Raw genomic sequence first — 25,653 nt, 5'->3', positions numbered from 1 at the left:
TATTTATATATCATTAATGAGTTTTCTTGCTGCTGTTTGTACAGGATCCCAAACAGGGGAAAACGGAGGCGCATAAGACAAGTCTAAATCGATAATATTTTGAAGGGTAAGATTATGAGTTAAAGCGGTTGCAAGTACATCTATACGCTTTGCTGCCCCCTCCTCTCCTATTATCTGTCCTCCCAATAACCTCCCGCTATTTTTCTCGGCAAGGAGCTTAACAACAATCTTCTTTGAACCCGGATAATAATGTGCTCTCGTCCGGCTTTCAATTTTTGCCGTTACATAGTCGATATTTAGTTTCTGTAACTGTTTTTCCAGTAATCCGGTGCGGGCAACTTCATAACTGCATACTTTACACACTGCAGTACCCACTACACCTGGAAATACTGCCTTCTCTCCGGCTATACTACCTCCGGCTACAAGTCCGGTTTTATTAGCAATTGTACCCAAAGCAATATACACCTGCTCTTTACTTACCAAATGATGTGTTAGGGCACAGTCTCCGGCAGCCCAAACATCAGGAATATTGGTTTGCTGTTGAGCATTTACCTTAATGGCACCTTTAGCATCTAACTCAACAGCACTTTCCTTCAAAAAATCGGTGTTAGGTCGGGAACCCATCCCTAAAACAACCATATCTGTAGGAATGTTTCGTTTATTACTTATTACGGAGGTTACTTTACCGTCATTCACTTCAAAACCTGCCAGTTCCTCATTTAAAAGTAACTTAACTCCTAAACCTTTTATAGCCTCCGAAACCAATTCTCCCATGTCAGGATCAAGGGTATTCATAACCTGTTCAGACCGGTTAATCATGGTAACTTCAAGTCCGCGTTCTAAAAGCGCTTCAGCCATTTCAAGACCAATATATCCCCCTCCTATTATTACCGCATTTTTAGGTTTCTTTTCCTCAATATAGCATTCTATATTGATACCGCTTTTAAGCGTGGTAACACCAAAAACATTTTCAGAATCATATCCTTTTACATCAGGGCAAAAAGCCTTACCTCCTGTGGCAATTAGCAACTGGTCATAACTTTCCCAAAACTCCTTATTCTCCTTCTTATTTAATACCTTGATTTTTTTATTATCAGTGTCAACTTCAAGAACAAGGTGTTGAGTGCGCACATCGATATTATATTTATTCCTGAAAGTTTCAGGGCTTCTTACAATAAGCTCTTCATAGGTCTTAACCTTTTCCGAGACAAAATAAGGTATACCACAAGCCGAATAAGATGTGTAATCTGATTTTTCAAAAACTATGATTTCCCTTTCAGGTTGTTCCCTTCTAACTTTAGATGCAGCAGTCATCCCGGCGGCATCACCACCTATAATTACCAGCTTATTATTTGCCATTTTTAGTTGTTACTCTTGGTTATCTACTAAAGGTAGTAAGAAATTTAGTGGCATTGGGTTAAAAAGGATTTAAAAGCTATTCAATAATAATCTTTTTTGAGATTTTCTGTCCGGTGCTTAATTTAAGCTCTAATATATAAGTACCGGAAGACGCACCTGAAACATAAAATTCATCGAAACTTTTGTTACTGAAATCTCTGATAATTCTTCCTGAAATATCAAATAACCGTGACTCCAAAATATTATTTTGATCGATGTTAGTTTCAATCTCAATCTTATTGGTTACCGGATTAGCAATATTCATATAATTCCCTGCCTGTTCTGTATCCGGCAAACTCAAAACACCACAAACAGAATTTAAAGAGGTTCTTTCGTATACAGCTGCTGCTCCTGTTATGTAAGAATTATTTATTTGATATATTGGTTCCCCTAATTCATACTGCTCCATATCTAGTTCATATACAGTACCTGTAACGGTACCCTGATCAAAAACAAGAATATAAGCTTTGGAATATATTCCAAAATCAATACTAAATGCACCATAAGCCTGTAGGTTACCTAAACTCATTACATTACAACTGTTGTTAACATCCTGCATATTTATTTCATATATACCACAACTGGGCAAATCCCAATTTTTAGTGGTAACATAAAATCTGTTTTGGTAAAAAAACAAGTCTCCTGCAGGAATTATTTCATTAGGTAAATACCCCATAAAAGAAAATACACCTGTAGTGATATTATATTTATAAATATAAGACTCACCATTTTGAAAACCCGCAGCATATATATAATTACTTCCATCTGAACATAGAGAATTTATAGCAATATTAAATGTCCCTAAATATTCACATGACAAATCGTCTGTAATACTTTTTCTATATAAGCTACCCCAGGCTGAGCAATAATAAATATGAGATTTTGTAACGGCTATATCATGATAGCGCATTTCAAAAACCTGATTATCTGAATTCGTTGTTGGACAGGCATATATTTCTTCCTGAGTCAGGGTGTTCAGGTCAATTTCATAAATGTAATTTTCTGTCCCGGCATTGTTGGTAGAATTGATAAAAAAAGACTGAGAGAAACAAAAAAATGGTAAAAAAAGTAAAATTAAAATAGGTGTGGTTGTTTTCATAATTATAGCAGTTTATTTTGTTCTAATTTAAAAAAATAAATTACATAAATAATTATTTTCTTACTTTTAGGCCACTTTTTAAAACCTTACCTTATAATATGCTTATAAAAGTATTTGGAAGCGCCGTATTTGGAGTTGAAGCCACAACAATAACCGTTGAAGTAAATATTGATAAAGGAATTGGTTATCACCTTGTAGGATTGCCCGATAATGCAGTAAAGGAAAGCAGCTACCGTATAGCTGCCGCGTTAAAGAACAACGGTTACCAGTTACCCGGTAAAAAGATAACCATAAACATGGCTCCGGCCGACTTAAGAAAAGAAGGCTCTGCCTACGATCTTACCCTTGCCATAGGCATACTTGCAGCTTCCGGGCAAATACCCTCTGAAGATGTTGACAAATACATCATTATGGGTGAACTTTCGCTTGACGGAAGCCTTCAGCCAATTAAAGGAGTGTTACCTATTGCCATAAAAGCCAAAGAAGAAGGTTTTAAAGGTTTTTTCCTGCCGAAACAAAACGTAAAGGAAGCTGCTATTGTTAGCGGGCTTGATGTATACGGAATTGAAAACGTAACCGAAATAATAGATTTCTTTAACGGAAATGCTACCGTACAGCCTACGGTAATAAACACTCGCGAAGAGTTTTATAAAACCCTCGACTTTCCTGAATTTGACTTTGCCGATGTAAAGGGACAGGAAAGTATTAAGCGTTGTATGGAAATTGCAGCAGCAGGCGGACACAATATTATACTTATAGGCCCTCCGGGAGCAGGTAAAACAATGCTGGCTAAACGATTACCCAGCATCCTCCCTCCTATGACTCTTAAGGAAGCACTGGAGACAACCAAGATACACAGTGTGGCAGGAAAGATAAAAGATGTCGGCTTGATGAATCAACGCCCATTCAGGAGCCCGCATCATACTATCTCGAATGTGGCATTAGTAGGCGGTGGTAGTTTTCCCCAACCGGGAGAAATATCTATGGCTCACAATGGTGTACTGTTTTTAGACGAGCTACCTGAATTTAAAAGAGAGGTACTGGAAGTAATGCGCCAGCCGCTTGAAGACAGGGAAGTAACCATTTCAAGGGCCAAGTTTACCATTACCTATCCGTCATCATTTATGTTAGTTGCCAGTATGAACCCTAGTCCGGGAGGGTATTTTAATGATCCTGATGCTCCGGTAAGTTCCTCACCACATGAAATGCAACGCTATTTAAGTAAAATATCAGGTCCGTTACTGGACAGGATTGATATACATATTGAAGTAACTCCTGTACCTTTTGAAAAACTCTCTGATAAACAGGTAGCCGAAAGCAGTGTGGAGATTCGAAAAAGAGTTACTCAAGCCAGGGAAATACAAATCAGGCGTTTTGAGCATCTGGAAAATACACATTACAATGCACAGATGAGTACGAAACAGATTCGTGAATATTGTGAACTGGATGAAACTTCATTACTGTTATTAAAAACAGCAATGGAAAGGTTAAACCTTTCTGCTCGTGCTTATGACAGGATTTTAAAAGTATCACGAACCATTGCCGATTTGGACAACTCTCCAAATGTTGAACCACAGCATATATCAGAAGCTATACAATACAGAAGCCTTGACCGTGAAGGATGGTTGGGGTAAATAGATTTGGAATTTTAGGATTATGAATAAAAAATATATTATAACAATATCATTACTTAGTTTAGTTTCATTAGCCTCTTGTACACCAATGGCTAAAATTATTTTTGGCATTAAAAAATATGAAACCTACGTTACTAACGAAAAAAGAGTTGAATATTATAAACCATATTTTGAAACATCTGAAAACAAAGTAAGTATTTATGCTTTTAAAAATTGGGAAGGTATTCAGGCTACTTCTGACTCTGTGCACATTCCGCGAATTTTTGTCCAAAATATAGCTACTGACTCCGTATATGTTCTTAGCTGTTATGAGGATATTCCTTATGATGTTGAAGAAATTAATAACGGAAAATATGATGGAATAAGTAAAGCAGATATAAAAGAATTTACTAATCTTAAAAACATAATAGACACAAGCGCAGTTTTAACTTCTACACAAAATGTAATCAACAACAATGGCAAATGGAAAGTTTATTTGGTAAATGGCACTTTTATGGGTAAAAAATTGAGAAAAAGAACTTTACCTATAACAACCATAAATGGATTACAGGAAATAATTGTTGTTGATATAAGTATAGACGGAGAAAGACCTAAACAATAAAAATTTGCTTTTAAACCTAACTCAAATTTAACACTGTTAAATAATTAAATTTATTACTTTGCCTGTCTGTAACTTTGCGCCTGCGATACCTAAAAAAGAGTATCTTTGTATAAAAAATTAGCTACAGGTTTTGAGGTATTTTATTGAATTTGCTTACAACGGAAAAAATTATCACGGATGGCAGTATCAGCCGCATAGTATTTCGGTACAGGAAGTATTAAACAAAGCCCTCTCTACCCTGCTAAAACAACCTATTGATGTTACGGGAGCCGGTCGTACCGATACCGGTGTACATGCCAAACAGATGTATGCCCACTTTGATTACGACAATGTGATTAACAGTGACTCCTTAACTCAAAAACTCAACTCTTTTTTACCAAAGGACATTGTAGTATACAGGCTTATACCACTGCATGACGATGCTCATGCCCGTTTTGATGCTACAAGCAGGACTTATGAGTATCATATACATACTTTTAAGGATGCCTTTATTGGCGAAGGCAGCTGGTTTCATTTTCATCCGTTAGATATGGATAAGATGAATGAGGCAGCCAAAATTCTTTTTGAGTATAAAGATTTTAAGTGCTTTTCTAAAACGCATACAGACGTAAGAACGTTTAACTGCGTTATTATGGAAGCAAACTGGAAAAAGGAAGGCAACAATCTTGTTTTTACCGTTGCTGCCGACCGATTTTTAAGAAACATGGTAAGGGCTATTGTGGGCACACTTGTAAACGTGGGCCTTGGCAAGATTACCTTACAGGATTTCAGGGAAATTATAGAAAGTCGCGACAGAAATAAAGCCGGCTTTTCGGTCCCTGCACACGGGTTGTACTTAACAAAAGTAGTATACCCATATATACAGGAAGATTAATATGAAAGCTATAAAATCCACATCATTAAAAAAGGTTTTAAAATTTGCAAAGCCTTACCGCACACGTTACTATCTAGTTGTTGTTTTTGCGGTATCACTTTCACTATTTGCAGCAATAAGGCCTTATCTTTTAAAAAGAACGGTTGACGAATACATCGACCCTAAAGACGAAACCGGACTATTATTCTATATAGTGCTTATGGGTGCTGCACTTATGTTTGAGGTGGCATCGCAGTTTTATTTTGTATACTGGGCAAACTGGCTGGGTCAGGATATTGTAAAAGACATTCGTGAAAAGCTTTTTATGCACATTTCACGCTTTAAAATGAAGTTTTTTGACAATGAACCAGTAGGAAAACTTGTTACCCGTACAGTATTTGATATCGAATCAATTGCCCGTATTTTTAGTCAGGGACTTTTCATGATAATAAGTGACCTGTTAAAAATGATGGTTATCCTTGGCTTTATGTTCTACATGAACTGGAAGCTAACCATTATTGTATTATTGGCTATGCCAATACTGTTGTATGCTACAAGGGTTTTCCAGATCAAGATGAAAAGTGCTTTTGAGGAAGTTCGTACTCAGGTAGCAAACCTTAACACTTTTGTACAGGAGCGTATTACGGGTATGAAAATCGTTCAGCTGTTTAATCGTGAAAAAATTGAATACGAAAAGTTTCAGGAGATAAACAGGAAACATAATAAAGCCTGGTTAAGGAATATATTATACAACTCTATCTTCTTCCCTATTGCCGATATTATATCTTCTGTTACATTAGGTATTATAATATGGTACGGTGGTGTGAGCATTCTTAACGGAGATAATGTAACAACTCCGGGAGACCTGTTTGCTTATCTGATGTTTATAAGCATGTTGTTTAACCCTTTACGACAAATAGCGGATAAATTTAACGAGCTTCAGATGGGTATAATAGCTTCAGACAGGGTATTGGAATTGTTAGACTCAGAAATGCAGGTTCAGGATGCAGGCACACTTATAGCGACACACTTTAAGGGCAATCTTGATTTTAAAGATGTACGCTTTAGCTATGTGGATAATGAAGAAGTAATTAAAGGTATAAACCTTAAGGTTAATGCTGGTGAAACTGTTGCTATTGTAGGTGCTACAGGTGCAGGTAAGTCTACCATTATAAACCTTCTTAATCGTTTTTATGAAATAAAAGGCGGAAGCATTAGTATAGATGGTACTAATATTAACGACTTTAATCTCGAAAGCCTGCGCAGGCAAATTGCCATAGTGCTTCAGGACGTATTCCTTTTTGCAGATACTATTTATAATAATATAACACTTAATAATCCTGAAATTACACGCGAGCATGTTATTACAGCCGCAAAAAATATAGGTGTTCACGATTTTATTATGAGTCTGCCTAACGGATATGATTATAATGTAAAAGAAAGAGGTGTAATGCTTTCGTCCGGACAGAGACAGCTTATTGCCTTCTTAAGGGCTTATGTAAGCAACCCAAGTATACTTATACTTGATGAGGCTACTTCGTCTATTGATACGTATTCTGAAGAGCTTATACAAACCGCTACCGAAACAATAACTGCCGGAAGAACATCAATAGTTATAGCTCACAGGCTGGCTACTATCATCAATGCCGATAAGATTATCGTTATGGATCAGGGTAAAATTGTGGAAGAAGGCACACACTACGAACTCATTAATCGTGACGAGGGTTATTACAAAAACCTCTACTACTCTCAGTTCGCTGTTGAAAGTTAAAATATTAAGCTACCCTTCGGTAGCTTTTTTTATTTGTAAAATCCATTTTTTAAATAATTACGTAAGTAATGTTTTATTAAAGTACAATAATATAAGAATCAATGCGTTAATAAAATTATAAATACTCATGTTATTAACAAAAACTTTTAATAAAAATTTAATATAATATTAGGCTTATTTAAAATGTAAATACGGAACTTGCAAGTATCAAAATCAACCCCACTTATTATGACACTGAACAACTTTAAAAACAGGCTAAAGCTCCTTATAGAAGCCGGAATTAGAAGTTACCGACAAAAAAGGCTAAGGAGGTATTTTATGTCGTGAGCAATTCAAACAATCACGAAAAATTTTTGCCATTGGTTTTTAAATCAGTGGCAAAATTTTTTTAGACCATTCCTCTAGTTTTTCACTAAACGATTTTGTGGCGTTTGCCCCACTTGGCGAAGGCAGTATTTCATAGGTTATATCCGGTTTTCTGCCTACATATTTATCATAGTATTTAGCGGCATTCTTACTTGAAAAAAATACATGTTTAATATTAGGATAGTTTATATAAAAACTCTCAAAATCATTAGCTGTTTCATTCTTTATATTACTATCCAGGCTTCCCTCCCTCTCACATATTTCCAATACATCCCATAGAGCAATATTGTGTTTTTCGAGTAATGTTTTACGTTTCTCATAATCGTGGGTAAACTCAGCATCCAATAAAGTAAAAAGTAGCTTCCAGAACTGATTGCCTCTATTACCATAATATTGCTGCAGCTCTAAAGATTTTTCTCCGGGCATTGTACCCAATATCAATATTTTACACTTTTCATTCACAAGTGGCGGAAAAGCTTTTTTCATAAACAAAACAAAAAAATTAGGTATTCCTTAAGTCAATTTTAAGCAAGATATAGCATTAGCAGTTAATTAAATGTTATACCTAACAGATTTATGATTTAATTAATAATCAACACATTAACTCTTATCTAACTTTACTTAAAAAGCAATAACAAGCTAATCATTTAAATATAAAAAACTATGAAATCAGCAACAAAAACAACAGCTAAAAAAAGTACAACCGCTAAAACTGCTGCGGAAGGAAAAGTAAAATCTAAGTCTACTGCTGCAGAAGCATTACACGATCTTTATATAGATAGCCTTAAAGACATTTACTGGGCCGAAAAAGCACTTTTAAAAGCATTGCCTAAAATGGCTAAAAATGCAACAACTAAAAGCCTTAGCGATACTATTGACAGCCACATGACAGAAACTGAAGGTCAGATTGAAAGACTGGAAAAAGTTTTTGAAATGGCAGGAAAGAAAGCTTCAGGGAAAAAATGTGAAGCTATGGCCGGATTACTGAAAGAAGGTGAAGACATTTTAGAAAGCACTGAACCGGGAGCTGTAAGAGATGCAGGTATAATAGCAGCTTCTCAAAAAATTGAGCATTACGAAATAGCTACTTACGGTACACTATGTGCCTTTGCAAAAACACTTGGTTATGATGATGCTGCAAAAATTCTTCATGAAACATTAATGGAAGAAAAAGCAGCCGACCAAAAGCTAACAGATAACGCTTACAATAAAATAAACTTTGAAGCTACAGAAAACTAAGTAAACAGAAATAACGCGATTTATAAGCTATGGCCGGTATATACCGGCTCATGGCTTTTATAGTTAACCTTAAAAAACTCATTATGAAAGCACTATGGAAAGGAAGCATCAGTTTTGGGTTAGTTAATATTCCCGTAAGATTATATAGTGGTACCAGTCCGCACAGGATTGATTTGGATATGATAAGGCAAAAAGACCAATGCCCTATCCAATATGTGCGTGTTTGTAAAAAAGACGGTAAGGAAGTGCCGTGGGACGAAATTGCCAAAGGCTACAGAAAAGAAAACGGAGATTATGTCGTTTTAGATAAGGATGACTTTAAAAAAGCTTCACCCGAAAAAACACAAACCATAGATATCTTTGAATTTATAAAAGAAGAGGAAATCCCTTCTAAATATCTGGAAAAGCCCTATATAATAGAACCTGCTAAAGAAGCTAAAAAAGTATATGCTCTGCTTAGGGAAGCACTTAAAAAATCAGAAAAAGTGGGTCTCTGCAAGTTTATTATGCGTACTACCGAACACTTGGGTATATTAAAAGTTGAAGATAATGTTATACTTTTAATACAAATACGATTTAATGATGAGCTAAGGGATCCCGGTGATGCAAAGATACCTTCAAACATTAAAATCACTAAGAAAGAGCTGGACATGGCTCTCTCCATTATCGATCAGCTTACAGATAAGTTTGAACCAGCTAAGTATAAGGACACATATAAGGCTGAACTTATAAAGATGATTAAAAAGAAAGCTACTGCAAAATCCGAAACTAAAGAGCCTGCACCAAGAAAACGAAGAAAAACCACAGCCGCAAAAGATGATTTGCTGGAACAGCTTAAAGCAAGCCTGGCAGCTATTAAAAACTAATAGTCATGAAATTATCAGAATATAATAAGAAAAGGGATTTTACTAAAACTGCCGAACCAAAAGGTAAAGTAAAAAAAGGAGGTAAGAAATTACGTTTTGTCGTTCAAAAACACGATGCCTCTCACCTGCATTATGATTTCCGGCTTGAAATAGATGGTGTTTTAGTGAGTTGGGCGGTACCAAAAGGGCTATCGGCAGATACTTCTGTAAAAAGACTCGCAATGCATGTGGAAGACCACCCTATGGATTATATTGATTTTGAAGGAACCATCCCTAAAGGGCAATATGGTGGCGGTACGATTATGGTTTGGGATACAGGGACTTATTTAGCAGAAGGCAGTGACAATGCAACAGAAAGCGAAAAGATACTGAAACAGCAATATGTTGAAGGAAATATAAAGATCGTTCTAAACGGAGATAAACTTAAAGGCTCCTATCATTTAGTACACATGAAAGGTAAGGATAAGGAATGGCTTTTAATGAAAGGGAAAGATGAGTTTGCTACTAAAAAAGATTTTGATCAGCATTCCGTATTAACGGGGAGAACCTTAAATCAGATTGAAAAAGATAAAGATTCTGATACTTGGGAGAGTTCCCCTAAGAAAAACAAAAAAAATAGTACAGATAATATTCTTAAAGAACCCGATAATAGTAATACAGGATTTGCCGCAGATGATGTTACCAATGCAAAAAAACTGAAATCCTTTCCAAAAAACTGGCGACCACAACTTGCCACCCTAACCGATGAAGTTTTTGATAACGACGAGTGGGTATTTGAGAATAAGTTTGACGGCTACAGAGCACTTATCGAAATAAAAAAAGGGAAAGTAAACCTAGTATCAAGAAATGGAATTTACTTTAACAAAAAGTATCCTGAAATGGTCGAAGCTTTTTCAATAATAAAAGAGGATGTAATACTGGACGGTGAAATTGTAGTAGAAGACTCTAATAGTAAAAGTCATTTTCAGTGGCTGCAATACTATCACGATGAGCCTGACAGAGGTACTTTAAAATGTTATGTTTTTGACATATTATATTTTAACGGATATGACCTTACAGGTCTTGAACTACTTAACCGTAAAAAAATACTAAAAGCCCTTCTTCCAAAATCAGATGTAATAGTATATTCAGAACATACCGTTGGTAAGGGCACAAAGACATTAAAGGAAGCTCAAAAGATAAAGAGTGAAGGACTTATTGCTAAAAAAGCAGATTCCCGTTACCATTTAAGCAAAAGATCTTCAGACTGGCTTAAAATAAAAGTAACCAATGAGCAGGAAATGGTTATAGGTGGTTATACCGAACCCCAGGGTTCACGAAAAGGGTTCGGCGCACTTCTTATTGGATATTATGATGGAGATAAACTAATATATACAGGAAAAGTTGGAACCGGTTTTAATGATGACTTATTAACGGAGCTTCACACCAAACTGGAAAAAATAGAGCGAAAAACATCTCCTTTTTCAGGAGAGACTGGTGAAAAGAATGTGCATTGGGTAATGCCTACCCTTGTAGCACAAATTAAATATTCTGAATGGACTGAAAGTGGGAGCCTGAGGCATCCCGTATTCATTGCTTTGAGAAATGATAAAGATGCCAAAGACGTAGTACGCGAAACCAACAAAAATATAAATCCGGATAAAAAAACTACCTTAAAGAAGAAAAAAGATACTGATACTGAAAAGGTAGAATTTACCAATACAGATAAAATATTCTGGCCCAAAGAAAAGATAACCAAAGGCGATGTAATTGAATATTATAAAGAAATGGCGCAATATATAATCCCTTTGGTTATAGACAGGCCACAATCGCTAAGAAGAAACCCAAACGGAATAAAAGATCAGGGGTTTTTCCAAAAGGATGTTTCCGGTGCTGTTCCAAACTGGATTAAAACCCGAAAACTTAAATCTAAATCAACCGGAGAAACTATAGAGTATCTTATCTGTCAGGATAAAGAAACGTTGCTGTTTATGGCAAATTGGGGTTGTATTGAAATAAACCCCTGGAGCAGCAGGTTAGGTAACCTTAATAACCCTGACTATATTATATTTGACTTAGACCCCAACGAAGCCTCAATAAAGGATTTAGTAACCACAGCCAAAAAAGTAAATGAAATACTCGACAGTATTGGTATAAAAGGATATTTAAAAACCTCCGGAGGCAAAGGCCTTCATGTTTTTATCCCTGTATTGCCAAAATACACATACAATCAAACCCGTGATTTCTCGCATATCATAAGCCAACACGTAAATAAGGCGTTGCCTGATATAACCAGCCTGGAAAGGTCGCCTTCCAAAAGAAAAGGTAAAATATATCTGGATTATCTTCAAAACGGGAAAGGCAAAACCATGGCCTGTGCCTACTCTCTGCGTCCCCGTGAAGGAGCAACGGTAAGTACACCTTTAGACTGGAGCGAACTTACCAATAAATTGGATTTAAAATCGTATAACATAAATACTATAGGCGAAAGAATAAAGAAAAAAGGCGATTTATGGAAAGACTTTTTCGATAACGCTATAGATTTAAAAAGCGTATTAAATAAACTCAGCTAAATAAAAAAAGCCCCACATAATGTGAGGCTTTTATTTTATAGGGAAAGAAATTATCCTAAAACTTCTTTTACTTTTTTACCAATTTCTGCAGGAGAGTCAACAACGTGAATTCCGTTCTCTCTCATAATGCGTTTTTTAGCTTCAGCTGTATCATCAGCACCACCAACAATTGCACCTGCGTGACCCATTGTTCTACCTTTTGGAGCAGTTTCTCCGGCGATGAAACCAATAACCGGTTTTCTGTTACCGTCTGCTTTAATCCACTTAGCAGCATCTGCCTCAAGCTGTCCACCAATCTCACCAATCATGATGATAGCTTCAGTCTCTGGGTCATTCATTAAAAGCTCAACAGCCTCTTTAGTAGTAGTACCAATGATTGGGTCACCACCAATACCAATAGCTGTAGTAATACCTAAACCTTGTTTTACAACCTGGTCTGCAGCTTCATATGTAAGAGTACCTGATTTAGATACGATACCTACTGTACCTTTTTTGAATACGAAGCCCGGCATAATACCAACTTTAGCTTCACCCGGAGTAATTACACCCGGACAGTTAGGACCTACTAAACGGCAATCTCTATCTTTAATATAATCGTAAGCTCTAATCATATCTGCTACAGGAATACCTTCAGTAATAGCGATAATTACTTTGATACCAGCTTCAGCAGCTTCCATAATTGCATCAGCAGCAAATGCCGGCGGAACAAAGATTATAGATGTATCAGCACCTGCAACATCAACTGCATCTTTTACAGTATTAAAAACAGGACGGTCTAAGTGAGTAGTACCACCTTTACCAGGCGTTACACCACCTACAACGTTAGTGCCATATTCAATCATTTGGGTAGCGTGGAAAGTACCTTCGCTTCCTGTGAATCCCTGTACAATTATTTTGGAATCTTTATTAACCAGAACACTCATGATATATTTTTTAAATTATTTTTTAAATCGCATTGCAAAAATAGCTTTTTACTAATTATATATAAAGCTTTTTTTAATTTTTATGGAGTTATTTCATCAAAAAAAGCCTACAGCATAATTTTGACTTTTTAAGTTACAAATACCTAAACTTTACCTAACAAAATAACCGCTATAAACTCGAGTTAAACTCAATTAACCTAACTGACTCATTAAGTAACCTTTATAGAACTGATTATCTTTTACTTCCCAAATAATCATAAAGTTAGCCAGTACCATTTCCTCATCAGGATTCTCAAAAGCATGGACGTAATGTGTATATCTTACACACACATTTCCTTCTTCTTCAATAATATGCGAAATGGCAACGCGGGAAGAAACATACGACTTACCAAGTTCCTGTGCCAGTGCCAGTAAATCGTTCTTGTCAAGTTCAAGGTAGCCTTTGGAACTGTGCCATTGCAGTACAAGGTCTTTATGAATAAAACGTTTCATGGCATCTACATTTCTGTATGCGCCGGAATTATAGTACTCTTTAACCAGTTCTTTTGCTTCCATCTTTATTTAAGTTTTTCTATTATCTCAGGTATACGTTTAATGTAAGCCATCTGTTTAAGCTTGTCTCTCGACTCTTCTGCCGGAGAGCCAAAATAAACTTTTCCGCCTTCCAGCGATTTACTTACGCCCGACTGTGCCAGTAATACCGCTTTACTACCTATGGTTATACCGCTGGTTGTACCTACCTGACCCCAAATGGTAACTTCATCTTCAATTACCACACATCCGGCAATACCTGTTTGGGCAGCAATAAGACATTTTTTACCAATAACGGTATCGTGGGCCACATGTACCTGATTATCAATTTTCGTGCCTTCTCCAATAACTGTATCGCCTGTTACACCTTTGTCTATAGTACAAAGTGCGCCAAGGCCTACATTGTCTTGTATTATTACTCGACCACCAGATAATAACTGATCGAAACCTTCGGGACGCTTTTTGTAATAAAAAGCATCTGCACCTAAAATAGTTCCGGCATGTATAATCACATTATCCCCTATAATGGTATTATCATAAATAATAACATTAGGATGTATCAAACAGTTTTTACCGATTTTAACATTGTGGCCTACAAAAACATTAGGCTGAATTACGGTCCCCTCTCCTATTTGGGCAGTTTCAGATACTGTAGCACTGGCAGCCTTAAACGGCATAAAATGTTTAGTAAGTTTATTAAAATCCCTAAACGGATCATCTGAAACCAAAAGTGCTTTACCCTCAGGACATTCAACCTCTTTGTTGATAAGAACAATAGTCGCTGCCGACTGTAAAGCCTTATCATAATATTTAGAATGGTCTACAAAAACTATATCTCCGGGCTCTACAACATGAATCTCGTTCATACCGTGAACCGGAAAATTTTCATCGCCCACAAACCCACAGCCAATAATTGCCGCGATTTCTTTAATAGGATATATTTTAGGGAACTTCATAAAATGAGTTAAGATAAAAAAGCCAATTTGAAATTGCTCTCAAATTGGCTCGTGTCGAATAAATTATTCTTTAACACGCTCTATATAAGAGCCTGTTGCTGTATCAATTTTAATTTTGTCACCTTCGTTGATGAATAAAGGAACGTTTACAGATGCTCCGGTTTCAACTGTAGCCGGTTTAGTAGCATTTGTAGCAGTGTTACCTTTAACACCCGGTTCAGCATAAGTTACTTCAAGAACAACAGAAGCAGGCATATCTACTGAAAGTGGAGCGTCAGTTTCTGTATTGATAATAACCATTACCATTTCACCTTCTTTTAGTAAATCCGGTGCATCAAGAATTTCTCTGTTAAGAGATATTTGCTCATACGTTTCAGCATGCATAAAGTGGAACTGATCTCCCTCTGGGTAAAGGTACTGGAACTTGTGAGTTTCTACCCTTACGTCCTCAATTTTGTGACCTGCAGAAAAAGTATTATCTAATACTTTACCTGTAGTTAAACTTTTAAGTTTTGTTCTTACGAAAGCTGGGCCTTTACCCGGTTTTACGTGAAGGAACTCAATAATCTTATAGATATCGTTGTTATACTTAATGCATAATCCGTTTCTAATATCTGAAGTACTTGCCATTTGTATTTAGTTTGTATGTATATTAATAAATTCCTGTATATCCTTTCATGATACCCCTTGAAGAGTTTCTGATGAAAAGAATAATCTCATCACGCTCAGGTGTAGCTTCCATTTCTGCTTCGATAAGGCTAAGTGCCTGAGTAGTGTTATAGTTCTTTTGATACAATATCCTGTATATATCCTGTATCTCTCTTATTTTCTCAGGAGTAAACCCTCTTCTTCTTAAACCGATAGAGTTGATACCCACATAAGAAAGAGGCTCTTTTGCTGCTTTTGTAAAAGGAGGAACATCTTTACGTACAAGAGAACCACCTGAAATCATTGCATGGTCACCAATACTTATAAACTGGTGTATTGCTGCAAGTCCGCCGATAATTGCAAAATCGCCAACTGTAACGTGACCTGCAAGCGCAACTCCGTTTACAATAATGGCATTATCTCCAATATGGCAGTCGTGAGCAATGTGTGCCGTCGCCATAATAAGACAGTTTTTACCAATTTTTGTTTGTCCTGATGCAATTGTACCCCTGTTAATGGTTACACACTCACGAACAGTTGAATTATCTCCTATAATGGCAAGTGAATCTTCACCTCCAAATTTTAAATCCTGCGGAACAGCAGAAATTACAGCTCCGGGGAATATGTTACAATTTTTACCAATTCTGGCCCCTTCCATAATAGTTACGTTAGAGCCTATCCAGGTACCCTCACCTATCTCAACATTGTTGTGGATGGTTGTAAAAGGCTCAATCACTACATTTTTAGCGATTTTTGCTCCCGGATGTACATATGCTAATGGTTGATTCATAAAGTCTGTTTTAGCTGTTTTTGACAATTTGTGCCATAAGTTCTGCTTCTGCTGCCAGTTTACCGTTAGCATAAGCATTTGCCTGCATATGGCAGATACCTCTTCTTATTGGAGATATAAGGTCGCATTTAAATATAAGCGTATCACCAGGTAATACTTTTTGCTTAAACCTTACATTGTCAATTTTCATGAAATATGTCAGATAGTTTTCAGGATCCGGTACAGAACTTAAAATAAGTATACCGCCTGTTTGAGCCATTGCTTCAACAATAAGAACACCCGGCATTACCGGTGCCCCGGGGAAGTGACCAACAAAGAAACTTTCGTTCATTGTTACATTTTTAAGCCCTACCACGTGACTGTCGCTCATCTCTATTATCTTATCAACTAACAGGAATGGCGGACGGTGAGGCAGCATGCTCATAATTTTGTTTACATCCATAAGCGGCTCCTGATTTAAATCGTATGTAGGAACCTGGTTGCGCTGCTCTATCTTAACCATTTTAGACAGTTTTTTAGCAAACTGAGTGTTTACAAAATGTCCTGGTTTGTTAGCAATAACTTTTCCTTTAATTCTTGTGCCTATCAAAGCTAAGTCTCCTATCACATCAAGTAATTTGTGACGGGCAGCTTCGTTAGGGTAATGAAGGGTAAGATTATCTAAAATACCGTTTGGCTTAACGGCAATAGACTCTTTACCAAAAGCCACCTTAAGGCTCTCCATAGTTTCAGGAGAAATCTCCTTATCTACATAAACAATAGCATTATTTAAATCACCTCCCTTAATAAGACCGTTGTTTAATAATGTTTCAAGTTCATGAAGGAAACTGAAAGTCCTTGCATCGGCAATTTCAGTTTTAAAATCTTTAATATTTTTTAGGGTCGCATTTTGAGTACCTAATACTTTAGTACCAAAATCAACCATAGTAGTTACCTGATAATCATCAGAAGGCATAACAATAATCTCGCTGCCTGTAGTTTCGTCTGTATAAGAGATAACTTCTTTTACTACATATACTTTGCGCTCTGCATCCTGCTCTACTACTCCTACCTTTTCAATAGCCTCTACAAAAAATTTAGATGAACCATCCATAATTGGTGGCTCAGAAGCATCAAGCTCAATTATTACGTTATCAACATCACAACCCACAAATGCTGCAAGAACGTGCTCTGAAGTTTGAATTTTAACTCCTTTTTTCTCAAGGTTTGTTCCTCTTTGTGTATTTACTACATAATTAGCATCGGCTTCTACTATAGGCTGGCCTTCAAGATCTACCCTTACAAAAGTATAACCATTGTTTACAGGAGCCGGTTTAAAAGTCATTGTAACTTCCTTACCGGTGTGTAAGCCAACACCTTTTAATGAAATTTCGCTGTTGATTGTGGTTTGCTTAACCATATATCTGTATTTATTGTTTTATTTGTTGTTTAATATCTTCTACCTCGGCTACTATTTTAGGAAGGTTCCTAAAGTGTACATACGACTTGTTGAAGTCGGCATAACCAAGAGCAGGCGTGCCCTGTACGGCTTCTCCATCGGGTATGTTTTTTGAAACTCCCGACTGTGCCTGTATACGAACATTATTACCTATAATAATATGGCCTACAATACCTACCTGTCCGCCTATAATACAGTTCTTGCCTATTTTGGTAGATCCTGCAATACCGGTTTGTGAAGCTATAACCGTATTTTCACCTATTACAACATTGTGTGCAATTTGTATTTGGTTATCAAGTTTTACACCTTTCTTTATAACTGTAGAACCTAGTGTTGCCCTGTCTATAGTTGTACAGGCACCTACATCTACATTATCTTCCAAAATCACATTACCTATCTGCGGTACTTTACTATAAACACCTTCTTCGTTAGGTGCAAATCCAAAACCATCAGATCCTATAATAGAGCCTGAATGAATGGTACAGTTATTTCCTATCTGAGTTTCAGAATAAACCCTTACTCCTGCAAAAAGAATGCTGTCATCGCCTATGGTAACATTATCACCAACAAAACTGTTAGGATAAATTTTTACGTTGTTACCTATTTTTACATTCTTACCTATATAGCAAAAACTACCCAGGTAAAGTCCCTCGCCATACTCTACTCCTTCTGAAATAAAAGAAGGCTGCTCAATACCAGATTTCATCAGTTTAACCTGGTTGTAATATTCAAGCAGCTTGGAAAACGACTTATAAGCATCGTCTACCTTAATAAGAGTTGTATTAAGATCGGCTTCAGGTTCAAAAGTCCTGTTTACAATAGTAATTGTTGCCTTGGTTGTATATATATATTGAAGGTATTTTGGGTTAGCCAAAAAAGTAAGGGAACCATCGATACCCTCCTCTATTTTAGCCAGTGTATGGACCTCCGCATTGGGATTTCCCACTACGTCCCCTTCTAAAATACCCGCTATTTGTTCTGCTGTAAATTTCATCCCGACAAAAATATAAAATTTAATTAAATCACTGCTTTTTCCAAAAGCACTTTTGGAAAGCACAGGTAGTACTTGGTTACGGGTTTAGATAAAGCCTTCAGATTCAGCTGATCCGATGCTTCAACCACGTCTTCCACACTTCTGTCTTTTTTTAATATATGTATAGGCTCTCCGGTTTTGTTGTAAGCCTGATTTTTTATTTTACCTTTAAATACAAAGTACTCAGCTTCTTTTTCAGAAAGGTTATAATCTTTTTTAAATTTCTCTCTTAATTCTATAACCTCTTCTTTACTTACCTTTTCTGCCTGAAGCCTTATTTTTGGTAAGTCGCGGTTAATAGTCATCCTGCATAGCTGACTCAATACAAAGTCATCATCAAACTGCCACTCTTTAATAGCCGAGATAACATCAAAATCATCCAGTAATGAAAATGTATAAAGTACATCGTCATTAAAATCTTCCAGAGTAATTTTATTCTGAAGGAAGAACTGTAGAGGTTTACTGGCATGTAGTACCCTGCCTTGTTGCGTAAGTTCTTTTGCTCTCTTTAATATTTTGGTCAATACCAATTCAGCCGCTAAGCTTGTTTTATGTAAATAGGCCTGCCAGTACATTAGCCTGCGGGCCACAAGGAATTTCTCAACCGAATAAATACCTTTCTCCTCAATCACAAGCTTATCATCTTCCACATCAAGCATTTGTATAAGCCTTTCAGAATTTATATTTCCTTCGGCAACACCCGAATAAAAACTATCCCTTTTTAGGTAATCCATCCTGTCCATATCCAGCTGACTTGAAATAAGGTGCAGCATAAATTTCCTGTGGTACTCTCCCCTGAATATTTTTATGGCTAAATCAAGCTGACCATTAAACTCACGGTTAAGCTTATCCATAAACAGTAACGAGATGGACTCATGGTTAACGTCCTCCACTATACTATGCTCCATAGCATGAGAAAACGGACCATGACCAATATCATGCAGTAAAATGGCTATGTAAAGTGCATTCTCTTCCTGATCGGATATTTCAACTCCCTTAAAACGTAATACCTGAATGGTTTTCTGCATAATGTGCATGCAGCCTAAAGCATGATGAAAACGTGTATGGTGAGCTCCCGGATAAACAAGATAAGACATTCCCATTTGAGAAATACGCCTTAATCGCTGAAAATAAGGATGCTGTATAAGGTCGTAAATAAGCGGGTTGGTAATGGATACAAATCCGTAGATAGGATCGTTAAATATTTTAAGTTTATTGATGTTATTCACTAATCGGGAAATTTTAAACAAATATACAATTTATGCCCTTGGCTAAAAGAAGGTTCGCGTGTTTTTTTAACACTTAAATGAGCGGAATTAACGCAAATTAATAAAGTGTGTTAAACATTGGTTAATATCCTTGTAAATCCAAAAGTTTAGATTCGAAATTTTTAAATTTATACTGTTTAATTAAAGAAATGCGAAAACACTCCAACTCAACCTAAAAGGTTATTAACAAAAAGTCTTCAACCACCTGAAGAAAACAATAATAACGTTATTTTTTGTTACTTAGGTTATTGAAGGAAAAGGTCTGTAAACAAAATTTACAGGCCTTTTTTGATTATATTAGACGCCGTTAATATCACTTGAAAATGATAAAGATAATCCTTTACCACTTCCTTTTATTTATAGCATTGTCTGTAATTTTTTTGTTACTGTCAGAAACAATCACAAAGACTCTGTTTTACGGTTACGACAATGTTAGCTTATGGCTAGGTACCTTATCAGCAGGAATTGTATTTTTATTCATCGCCACTTGTATCTCTTGTTTTATTTTTATTCTTAAAAAGAGAAATAAATCAAGAAGAGAGTTTATTTAACCTCCTTAATGCCTTTTACAAAAAGCCATTTCATAAATATCTTTTCCTCTCCCTGAAAGCGGGCAACCTGAAATTTTGGTGATAATATTGTTGAAATCACAGCCGATGTAATAGGTATCCAATAACCCGTTAAATGAGTAAAAGTGATTATTAGAAAATAAGCTACTATGTAAAAAAAGGCAAAACCTATAAAGTTGTATAAAAATGACTTGGTCTTTTTGCTCATAATTGTATTATTTCAGGTTACTGATTATCTCTATTTTGAAATTTGGTACGCTTGCTTCCCTCATACATTTCATACTTCACCAGTCTTGCTTCCAGCTTACCGTTAAACAGTTTTATTTTACGTGAAGGCTTTAGCCCCACAAACTTAAGTGCTTCAAGGTTTGCCGTTATAAACCAGGCATTTGTATTAGGGTAACTCTGTTTAAGGGTGTCTCCTATCTCCCTGTAAAAACGCTCTAAATCTATATCAAGCCTTTCACCATAAGGCGGGTTAAACACCATATGTAAAGGGCCTTTGCTTTGTTTTTGGGTATCAAAAAAGTTTTCCTGAGAAATGGTTACATATTCATCAAGGTTTGCATTCCTGATATTATCTTTTGCTTTCATAACTGCAGACGGAGCCTTATCATATCCTTTAATGGTATAATGAAACTCTTTTGTCTTTTTCATCAGGGAATCCATTATGGTATCAAAAAGGTCGTTATCCCAGTCATTCCATTTTTCAAAAGCAAATTCCTTACGGTTTATGTTTGCCGGAATATTACAGGCTATCATAGCTGCTTCTGCAAGTATAGTACCACTACCACACATCGGGTCCAGGAAATCTCCCTGACCGTCCCAGCCTGACAATAATAACATACCCGCTGCTAATACCTCATTTATAGGAGCAATATTAGTCGCTGTCCTGTAACCTCTGTGGTGCAACGATGCTCCCGAAGTATCTAACGCTACAGAACACTGATCTTTTTGAATATGTATATTAATTCTTAAATCAGGAAAATCTTTATCAATATCCGGCCTTTTACCAAATTTATCCCTAAACTGGTCTACAATGGCATCTTTGGTTTTTAGCGCCACAAACTGAGAATGATTAAAATAATCAGAATTAGTGGTAACATCTACAACAAAAGTGTCGTTAACACCTAAATAATTATCCCAGTCTATAGATTGGATACCTTTATAAAGGCTTTGGTCGTTATATGCCTTAAACTGTTTAATAGGCTTAAGAATCTTTAAAGCAGTGCGTAATGCAAGGTTTGCCTTGTACATAAACCCTTTATCTCCCTTAAAGCTTACCATCCTTACACCCGGTTCAACATTTTGTGCACCAAGCATAAGTAGTTCTTTTGCTAGTATCTCTTCAAAACCAAAAAAGGTTTTGGCAATCATTATATAATTATTTTCCATAATCCCGTCTCAAATTCTTGGCAAAAATAAACTAAATTTGCGGGTACATTTAATGAATATGCAAAAAGAAACAAATAACTGGTTTGCATCCTGGTTCGATACACCCTATTACCACATACTTTATAAAGACCGTGACTATGAAGAGGCTCAACTCTTTATGGATAATATTACACACTATTTAAACCTGCCCGAAAACGCTAAAATACTTGATTTGGCCTGCGGAAAAGGACGTCATTCCATATACCTTAATCAGTTAGGTTATGATGTAACGGGTGCCGATTTGTCAGAAAACAGTATTGCGATAGCATCAAAACACAGTAATGAGAAACTTCATTTTAAGGTTCATGACATGCGTGAACCTTTTGAAGAGAAGTTTGATGCCATATTCAACCTGTTTACCAGTTTTGGTTATTTTGAAAACGATGACGATAACCTAACCACACTAAAAGCAATACACAACAGCCTTACCGAATATGGTTTTGCAGTTATAGACTTTATGAATACTCATAAAGTAATTGCTAATTTAGTACCTCAGGAAACAAAAACTGTGGACGGTATAAATTTTCACATTAAACGATATGTGGAAGACAATCATATTATAAAGGAAATAGATTTTGAAGATAAAGGGCAGCATTTTCATTACACTGAAAAAGTAAAAGCCCTTACTCTTGAAGATTTTGAAACCATGATGGAAGAAGCCGGCATTTACCTGCTTGACATTTTTGGCGATTACAAACTGCATAAGTTTTTCAAAAATGATTCTGAACGTTTAATTATGATCTTTAAATAACCCTATGATATATTATTTATTGCCATTACTATCGGTAATTTTAGGTTATGCCATGGCTTTGATATTAAAGCCAAGTAACCGTAAAAATCTTAAGCTGTTATTAGCTTTTAGTGGTTCTTTTCTTTTATCGCTTACGGTTATGCACCTGCTTCCCGAAGTTTATGAGGGCAGTTTGCATGCACATCACGGGCACGACCATGAGCATCACAATAGTCCCATAGGACTATTCATTATGGCAGGTATTGTTTTCCAGATAATACTTGAATATTTCTCTAAAGGTGCAGAACACGGACATGTACATGGCGGTCACGACCACGACCATCAAAAAATGCCATGGTTATTATTTATAAGCCTTTGTATTCACGCATTATTAGAAGGTATGCCTGTTAGCCATCATAATGATATGGCTTGGGGAATTGCCATTCACCATTTCCCTATCGCTATTATATTGACGGCTTTCTTTATGAACAGCGGACTTAACAAAACAATTGTTATGCTGTTTATGGTGGTATTTGCTTTAATGACACCACTTGGTACACTTCTTTCAGAACAATTACATTTTATAGAACATTACTTTACCGAAATATCGGCAGTTGTAATAGGTATACTTTTCCATATTTCATCTACCATTATTTTTGAAAGTAACGAAGGGCACAAGTTTAACCTTGCCAAACTTTTAGTAATTATACTGGGAGTTATAATGGCTTATTTTATGTAAATTTACCTGAAAACACAGTAATTCATGTCTTTTACAAAAACTACGGAGCAAAGTTCAAAATATGAACATCTTGAAAAGATGTCGGTAATTCAGTTGCTTCAAAACATCAATAACGAAGATAAAACCGTACCTCTGGCTGTAGAAAAAGCATTACCTCAAATTGAGGCTTTGGTACAGCAGATTATTCCTCGAATGAAAGATGGCGGTCGCCTGTTCTATATTGGCGCAGGTACCAGCGGAAGGCTTGGTATTGTTGATGCATCGGAATGTCCTCCTACTTTTGGTGTTCCTTTCGACTGGGTTATAGGCCTTATTGCCGGAGGTGATACTGCCATAAGAAAAGCAGTTGAATTTGCCGAAGATGACCGCGAACAGGCCTGGAAAGATTTATCTGAATATAACATTAACGACAAAGATACCGTAGTAGGTATAGCTGCATCGGGCACTACCCCTTATGTTATTGGCGGACTTGAAATGTGTAATAAAAACAAGATCCTTACCGGATGTATTACCTGCAATGAAGGTAGCCCTTTATCGCAAACAGCACAATTACCTGTTGAAGTTGTAGTAGGCCCTGAGTTTGTAACCGGAAGTTCCCGAATGAAAGCAGGCACTGCACAAAAACTGGTATTAAACATGATATCTACTGCCGTGATGATTCAGTTAGGCCGTGTTAAGGGTAATAAAATGGTAGACATGCAGCTAAGTAACCATAAGCTTGTAGACCGGGGTGTACGTATGATTATGGATGAACTTAATATTCCTCGAGAAGAAGCTGAAAGCCTGCTGCAGGAACATAAAAACGTAAGAAAAGCGATAGAGCATTATGGCAACAAATAAAAAAATACTGGTAAAGGGATTAACTTATTTAGGCTGGGCATTACCCATGTTTTTTTTAGGGCCTGTAGTAATACACAGTTCGTTCAAAAATCAGGGACACCCCTTCTTTATTCCTGTACTGGGATTAGGGATAATTACCTGTATTGGCGCCATGATATTAATGTTTTTAGGCCTTAAAACCATCATGAAAAGTCTTTTTGAAAATGAAAAATAAAATGAGATTTCTATTACTGTCATTACCTTTTACTTTTATATCCTGCTACCAACAGGAGCGTAACTGTAGCGACTTTAAAACCGGCAAATTTAAATTTGAACAGGAAATAGATGGTAAAACACACACAACTATATTTGAAAGAACCGAAGAATTAGAGATTGACACTTACGAAGGTAAGAGTGATACTTCTTCCATCCGATGGATAAACGACTGTGAGTACATCGTACAGAAAATGAACCCTAAAAATATGCAGGAAAAAAAGGCCGTGCATATGAAAATACTAACTACAAAAGGCGATTCTTATACTTTTGAATATTCTTTTGTGGGAGATACCAATAAACAAAAAGGAACCGTAACAAAACTTAACTAAACCTATGGAAGTATTTTTAAATCCAAATGCGTGGATTGCATTATTAACCCTTACATTTCTTGAAATAGTATTAGGTATAGACAATATCATTTTCATATCTATTGTAACAGGAAAACTACCGGAACAAGAAAGAAAAAAAGCTACCCGTTTGGGTTTATTCCTGGCTATGTTTATGCGTATTGCCCTTTTGTTTGGTGTTACGCTTCTTATAGCTATGAAAAAACCGGTTTTCAGCTTTGACTTCGGATGGTTTAGTGCCGATGTTACCGGGCAGGCTTTAGTGCTGTTAGTTGGTGGTTTATTCCTTATATATAAGAGTACAAAAGAAATTCACGAAAAAGTAGACCATAAAGGCGAAGAGGAAAAAAGCCTTGGCAGTGCTGCAAAAAAATCATTCACTAATGTTATTATTCAAATATTAATGATTGATATTATTTTCTCGGTTGATTCGATTCTTACCGCTGTAGGTATGACTAACGGAGTTGAAGGTGCATTAATAATAATGATTACAGCAGTTGTAATATCTGTAGGTGTCATGATGTTGTTTGCGGTTCCGGTAGGAAACTTTGTTAACGCAAATCCATCAATACAAATACTGGGGCTTGCATTCCTTATCCTTATCGGGTTTATGCTAATTACAGAAAGTATGCACCTTTCTCATGCACAATTGGCAGGAGAACATGTTGGTGCCATACCTAAAGGGTATCTATATTTTGCTATCGCCTTTTCGGTTTGTGTAGAATTCCTTAATATGAAAATGAGGAAGAAAAAAGAATAATAAAATTATTTAT

Annotated in this window: 26 protein-coding genes; 13 read left to right on the top strand and 13 right to left on the bottom strand. The window is 36.3% G+C overall.

Annotated elements, in window-relative coordinates; all coding sequences use genetic code 11:
• Window positions 1–3 precede the first annotated feature (3 nt).
• Window positions 4–1,359: a CoA-disulfide reductase gene (locus FUA48_RS13260; protein WP_147583972.1), complete on the bottom strand. Its 1,356-nt coding sequence runs from the start codon at window positions 1,357–1,359 to the stop codon at window positions 4–6.
• A gap of 76 nt (window positions 1,360–1,435) precedes the next feature.
• The gene (locus FUA48_RS13255; RefSeq protein ID WP_147583971.1) at window positions 1,436–2,497 is read right to left on the bottom strand and encodes a T9SS type A sorting domain-containing protein; all 1,062 of its coding nucleotides are present in this window, start codon (window positions 2,495–2,497) and stop codon (window positions 1,436–1,438) included.
• Between the two features lie 98 nt (window positions 2,498–2,595).
• Here FUA48_RS13255 and FUA48_RS13250 point away from each other — a divergent pair, with 98 nt between their 5' ends.
• The 4 genes from FUA48_RS13250 to FUA48_RS13235 all read left to right on the top strand — a co-directional run bounded on the left by FUA48_RS13250 (window position 2,596) and on the right by FUA48_RS13235 (window position 7,356).
• Complete coding sequence (locus tag FUA48_RS13250; protein ID WP_147583970.1) at window positions 2,596–4,131, top strand: YifB family Mg chelatase-like AAA ATPase; 1,536 nt, start codon at window positions 2,596–2,598, stop codon at window positions 4,129–4,131.
• Window positions 4,132–4,219: 88 nt separating this feature from the next.
• On the top strand, window positions 4,220–4,732 hold the full coding sequence (locus FUA48_RS13245) for a hypothetical protein (RefSeq protein WP_147583969.1): 513 nt from the start codon (window positions 4,220–4,222) through the stop codon (window positions 4,730–4,732).
• Between the two features lie 130 nt (window positions 4,733–4,862).
• Window positions 4,863–5,606: a tRNA pseudouridine(38-40) synthase TruA gene (gene truA / locus FUA48_RS13240; RefSeq protein WP_147583968.1), complete on the top strand. Its 744-nt coding sequence runs from the start codon at window positions 4,863–4,865 to the stop codon at window positions 5,604–5,606.
• 1 nt (window position 5,607) lies between these two features.
• Window positions 5,608–7,356, top strand: a complete 1,749-nt coding sequence (locus FUA48_RS13235; RefSeq protein ID WP_147583967.1) for an ABC transporter ATP-binding protein — start codon at window positions 5,608–5,610, stop codon at window positions 7,354–7,356.
• A gap of 366 nt (window positions 7,357–7,722) precedes the next feature.
• Here the strand turns inward: FUA48_RS13235 and FUA48_RS13230 are convergent, their stop codons facing one another.
• Complete coding sequence (locus FUA48_RS13230) at window positions 7,723–8,208, bottom strand: DNA-deoxyinosine glycosylase (protein ID WP_147583966.1); 486 nt, start codon at window positions 8,206–8,208, stop codon at window positions 7,723–7,725.
• A 177-nt stretch (window positions 8,209–8,385) separates the two neighbouring features.
• On the opposite strand from FUA48_RS13230, the gene FUA48_RS13225 reads away from it, so the two are divergent.
• The 3 genes from FUA48_RS13225 to ligD all read left to right on the top strand — a co-directional run bounded on the left by FUA48_RS13225 (window position 8,386) and on the right by ligD (window position 12,379).
• Entirely contained in the window at window positions 8,386–8,961 is a 576-nt protein-coding gene (locus tag FUA48_RS13225) for a YciE/YciF ferroxidase family protein (protein WP_147583965.1), read from the top strand.
• Window positions 8,962–9,044: 83 nt separating this feature from the next.
• Window positions 9,045–9,827 (top strand): non-homologous end joining protein Ku, encoded by a 783-nt coding sequence (ku, locus tag FUA48_RS13220; RefSeq protein WP_147583964.1) that lies wholly within the window; start codon window positions 9,045–9,047, stop codon window positions 9,825–9,827.
• A gap of 5 nt (window positions 9,828–9,832) precedes the next feature.
• The gene (gene ligD, locus FUA48_RS13215; protein ID WP_147583963.1) at window positions 9,833–12,379 is read left to right on the top strand and encodes a DNA ligase D; all 2,547 of its coding nucleotides are present in this window, start codon (window positions 9,833–9,835) and stop codon (window positions 12,377–12,379) included.
• Window positions 12,380–12,429: 50 nt separating this feature from the next.
• Here the strand turns inward: ligD and sucD are convergent, their stop codons facing one another.
• From sucD to FUA48_RS13165, 10 genes are all read right to left on the bottom strand, one after another.
• Complete coding sequence (gene sucD / locus FUA48_RS13210) at window positions 12,430–13,302, bottom strand: succinate--CoA ligase subunit alpha (protein ID WP_129749945.1); 873 nt, start codon at window positions 13,300–13,302, stop codon at window positions 12,430–12,432.
• 192 nt (window positions 13,303–13,494) lie between these two features.
• Entirely contained in the window at window positions 13,495–13,857 is a 363-nt protein-coding gene (locus FUA48_RS13205) for a nuclear transport factor 2 family protein (RefSeq protein ID WP_147583962.1), read from the bottom strand.
• 2 nt (window positions 13,858–13,859) lie between these two features.
• A complete protein-coding gene (locus FUA48_RS13200) occupies window positions 13,860–14,789 on the bottom strand; it encodes a UDP-3-O-(3-hydroxymyristoyl)glucosamine N-acyltransferase (protein ID WP_147583961.1) in 930 nt (309 codons plus the stop codon).
• 63 nt (window positions 14,790–14,852) lie between these two features.
• The gene (gene efp / locus FUA48_RS13195) at window positions 14,853–15,419 is read right to left on the bottom strand and encodes an elongation factor P (protein ID WP_129749948.1); all 567 of its coding nucleotides are present in this window, start codon (window positions 15,417–15,419) and stop codon (window positions 14,853–14,855) included.
• A gap of 22 nt (window positions 15,420–15,441) precedes the next feature.
• The gene (gene lpxA / locus FUA48_RS13190; protein ID WP_129749949.1) at window positions 15,442–16,227 is read right to left on the bottom strand and encodes an acyl-ACP--UDP-N-acetylglucosamine O-acyltransferase; all 786 of its coding nucleotides are present in this window, start codon (window positions 16,225–16,227) and stop codon (window positions 15,442–15,444) included.
• Between the two features lie 10 nt (window positions 16,228–16,237).
• On the bottom strand, window positions 16,238–17,626 hold the full coding sequence (locus FUA48_RS13185; protein WP_147583960.1) for a bifunctional UDP-3-O-[3-hydroxymyristoyl] N-acetylglucosamine deacetylase/3-hydroxyacyl-ACP dehydratase: 1,389 nt from the start codon (window positions 17,624–17,626) through the stop codon (window positions 16,238–16,240).
• A 10-nt stretch (window positions 17,627–17,636) separates the two neighbouring features.
• Window positions 17,637–18,659: a UDP-3-O-(3-hydroxymyristoyl)glucosamine N-acyltransferase gene (gene lpxD / locus FUA48_RS13180; protein WP_147583959.1), complete on the bottom strand. Its 1,023-nt coding sequence runs from the start codon at window positions 18,657–18,659 to the stop codon at window positions 17,637–17,639.
• Window positions 18,660–18,682: 23 nt separating this feature from the next.
• Complete coding sequence (locus FUA48_RS13175; RefSeq protein WP_147583958.1) at window positions 18,683–19,927, bottom strand: HD domain-containing protein; 1,245 nt, start codon at window positions 19,925–19,927, stop codon at window positions 18,683–18,685.
• Between the two features lie 582 nt (window positions 19,928–20,509).
• The gene (locus tag FUA48_RS13170) at window positions 20,510–20,743 is read right to left on the bottom strand and encodes a hypothetical protein (RefSeq protein WP_147583957.1); all 234 of its coding nucleotides are present in this window, start codon (window positions 20,741–20,743) and stop codon (window positions 20,510–20,512) included.
• Window positions 20,744–20,760: 17 nt separating this feature from the next.
• Window positions 20,761–21,930 carry a THUMP domain-containing class I SAM-dependent RNA methyltransferase gene (locus tag FUA48_RS13165; protein WP_147583956.1) on the bottom strand — a complete coding sequence of 390 codons (1,170 nt, stop codon included), beginning with the start codon at window positions 21,928–21,930 and terminating at the stop codon, window positions 20,761–20,763.
• Between the two features lie 58 nt (window positions 21,931–21,988).
• Between FUA48_RS13165 and FUA48_RS13160 the strand changes: the two genes are divergently transcribed.
• The 6 genes from FUA48_RS13160 to FUA48_RS13135 are packed head-to-tail and all read left to right on the top strand — an operon-like array spanning window position 21,989 to window position 25,640.
• Window positions 21,989–22,720 carry an SAM-dependent methyltransferase gene (locus FUA48_RS13160; protein WP_168196985.1) on the top strand — a complete coding sequence of 244 codons (732 nt, stop codon included), beginning with the start codon at window positions 21,989–21,991 and terminating at the stop codon, window positions 22,718–22,720.
• Window positions 22,721–22,727: 7 nt separating this feature from the next.
• Window positions 22,728–23,438 carry a ZIP family metal transporter gene (locus FUA48_RS13155; RefSeq protein WP_147585003.1) on the top strand — a complete coding sequence of 237 codons (711 nt, stop codon included), beginning with the start codon at window positions 22,728–22,730 and terminating at the stop codon, window positions 23,436–23,438.
• Between the two features lie 24 nt (window positions 23,439–23,462).
• On the top strand, window positions 23,463–24,278 hold the full coding sequence (murQ, locus tag FUA48_RS13150; protein WP_147583954.1) for an N-acetylmuramic acid 6-phosphate etherase: 816 nt from the start codon (window positions 23,463–23,465) through the stop codon (window positions 24,276–24,278).
• Window positions 24,265–24,492 carry a DUF6095 family protein gene (locus tag FUA48_RS13145; RefSeq protein WP_147583953.1) on the top strand — a complete coding sequence of 76 codons (228 nt, stop codon included), beginning with the start codon at window positions 24,265–24,267 and terminating at the stop codon, window positions 24,490–24,492. The genes murQ and FUA48_RS13145 overlap by 14 nt, the downstream gene beginning before the upstream one ends.
• Window position 24,493: 1 nt before the next feature.
• On the top strand, window positions 24,494–24,862 hold the full coding sequence (locus tag FUA48_RS13140; RefSeq protein ID WP_240732462.1) for a DNA topoisomerase IV: 369 nt from the start codon (window positions 24,494–24,496) through the stop codon (window positions 24,860–24,862).
• Window positions 24,863–24,866: 4 nt separating this feature from the next.
• Window positions 24,867–25,640 carry a TerC family protein gene (locus FUA48_RS13135; protein WP_147583951.1) on the top strand — a complete coding sequence of 258 codons (774 nt, stop codon included), beginning with the start codon at window positions 24,867–24,869 and terminating at the stop codon, window positions 25,638–25,640.
• The last annotated feature ends 13 nt before the right edge of the window (window positions 25,641–25,653 follow it).

Source organism: Flavobacterium alkalisoli (assembly GCF_008000935.1).
Lineage (GTDB): Bacteria > Bacteroidota > Bacteroidia > Flavobacteriales > Flavobacteriaceae > Flavobacterium > Flavobacterium alkalisoli.
This window is presented reverse-complemented; position numbering and strand designations above follow the sequence as displayed.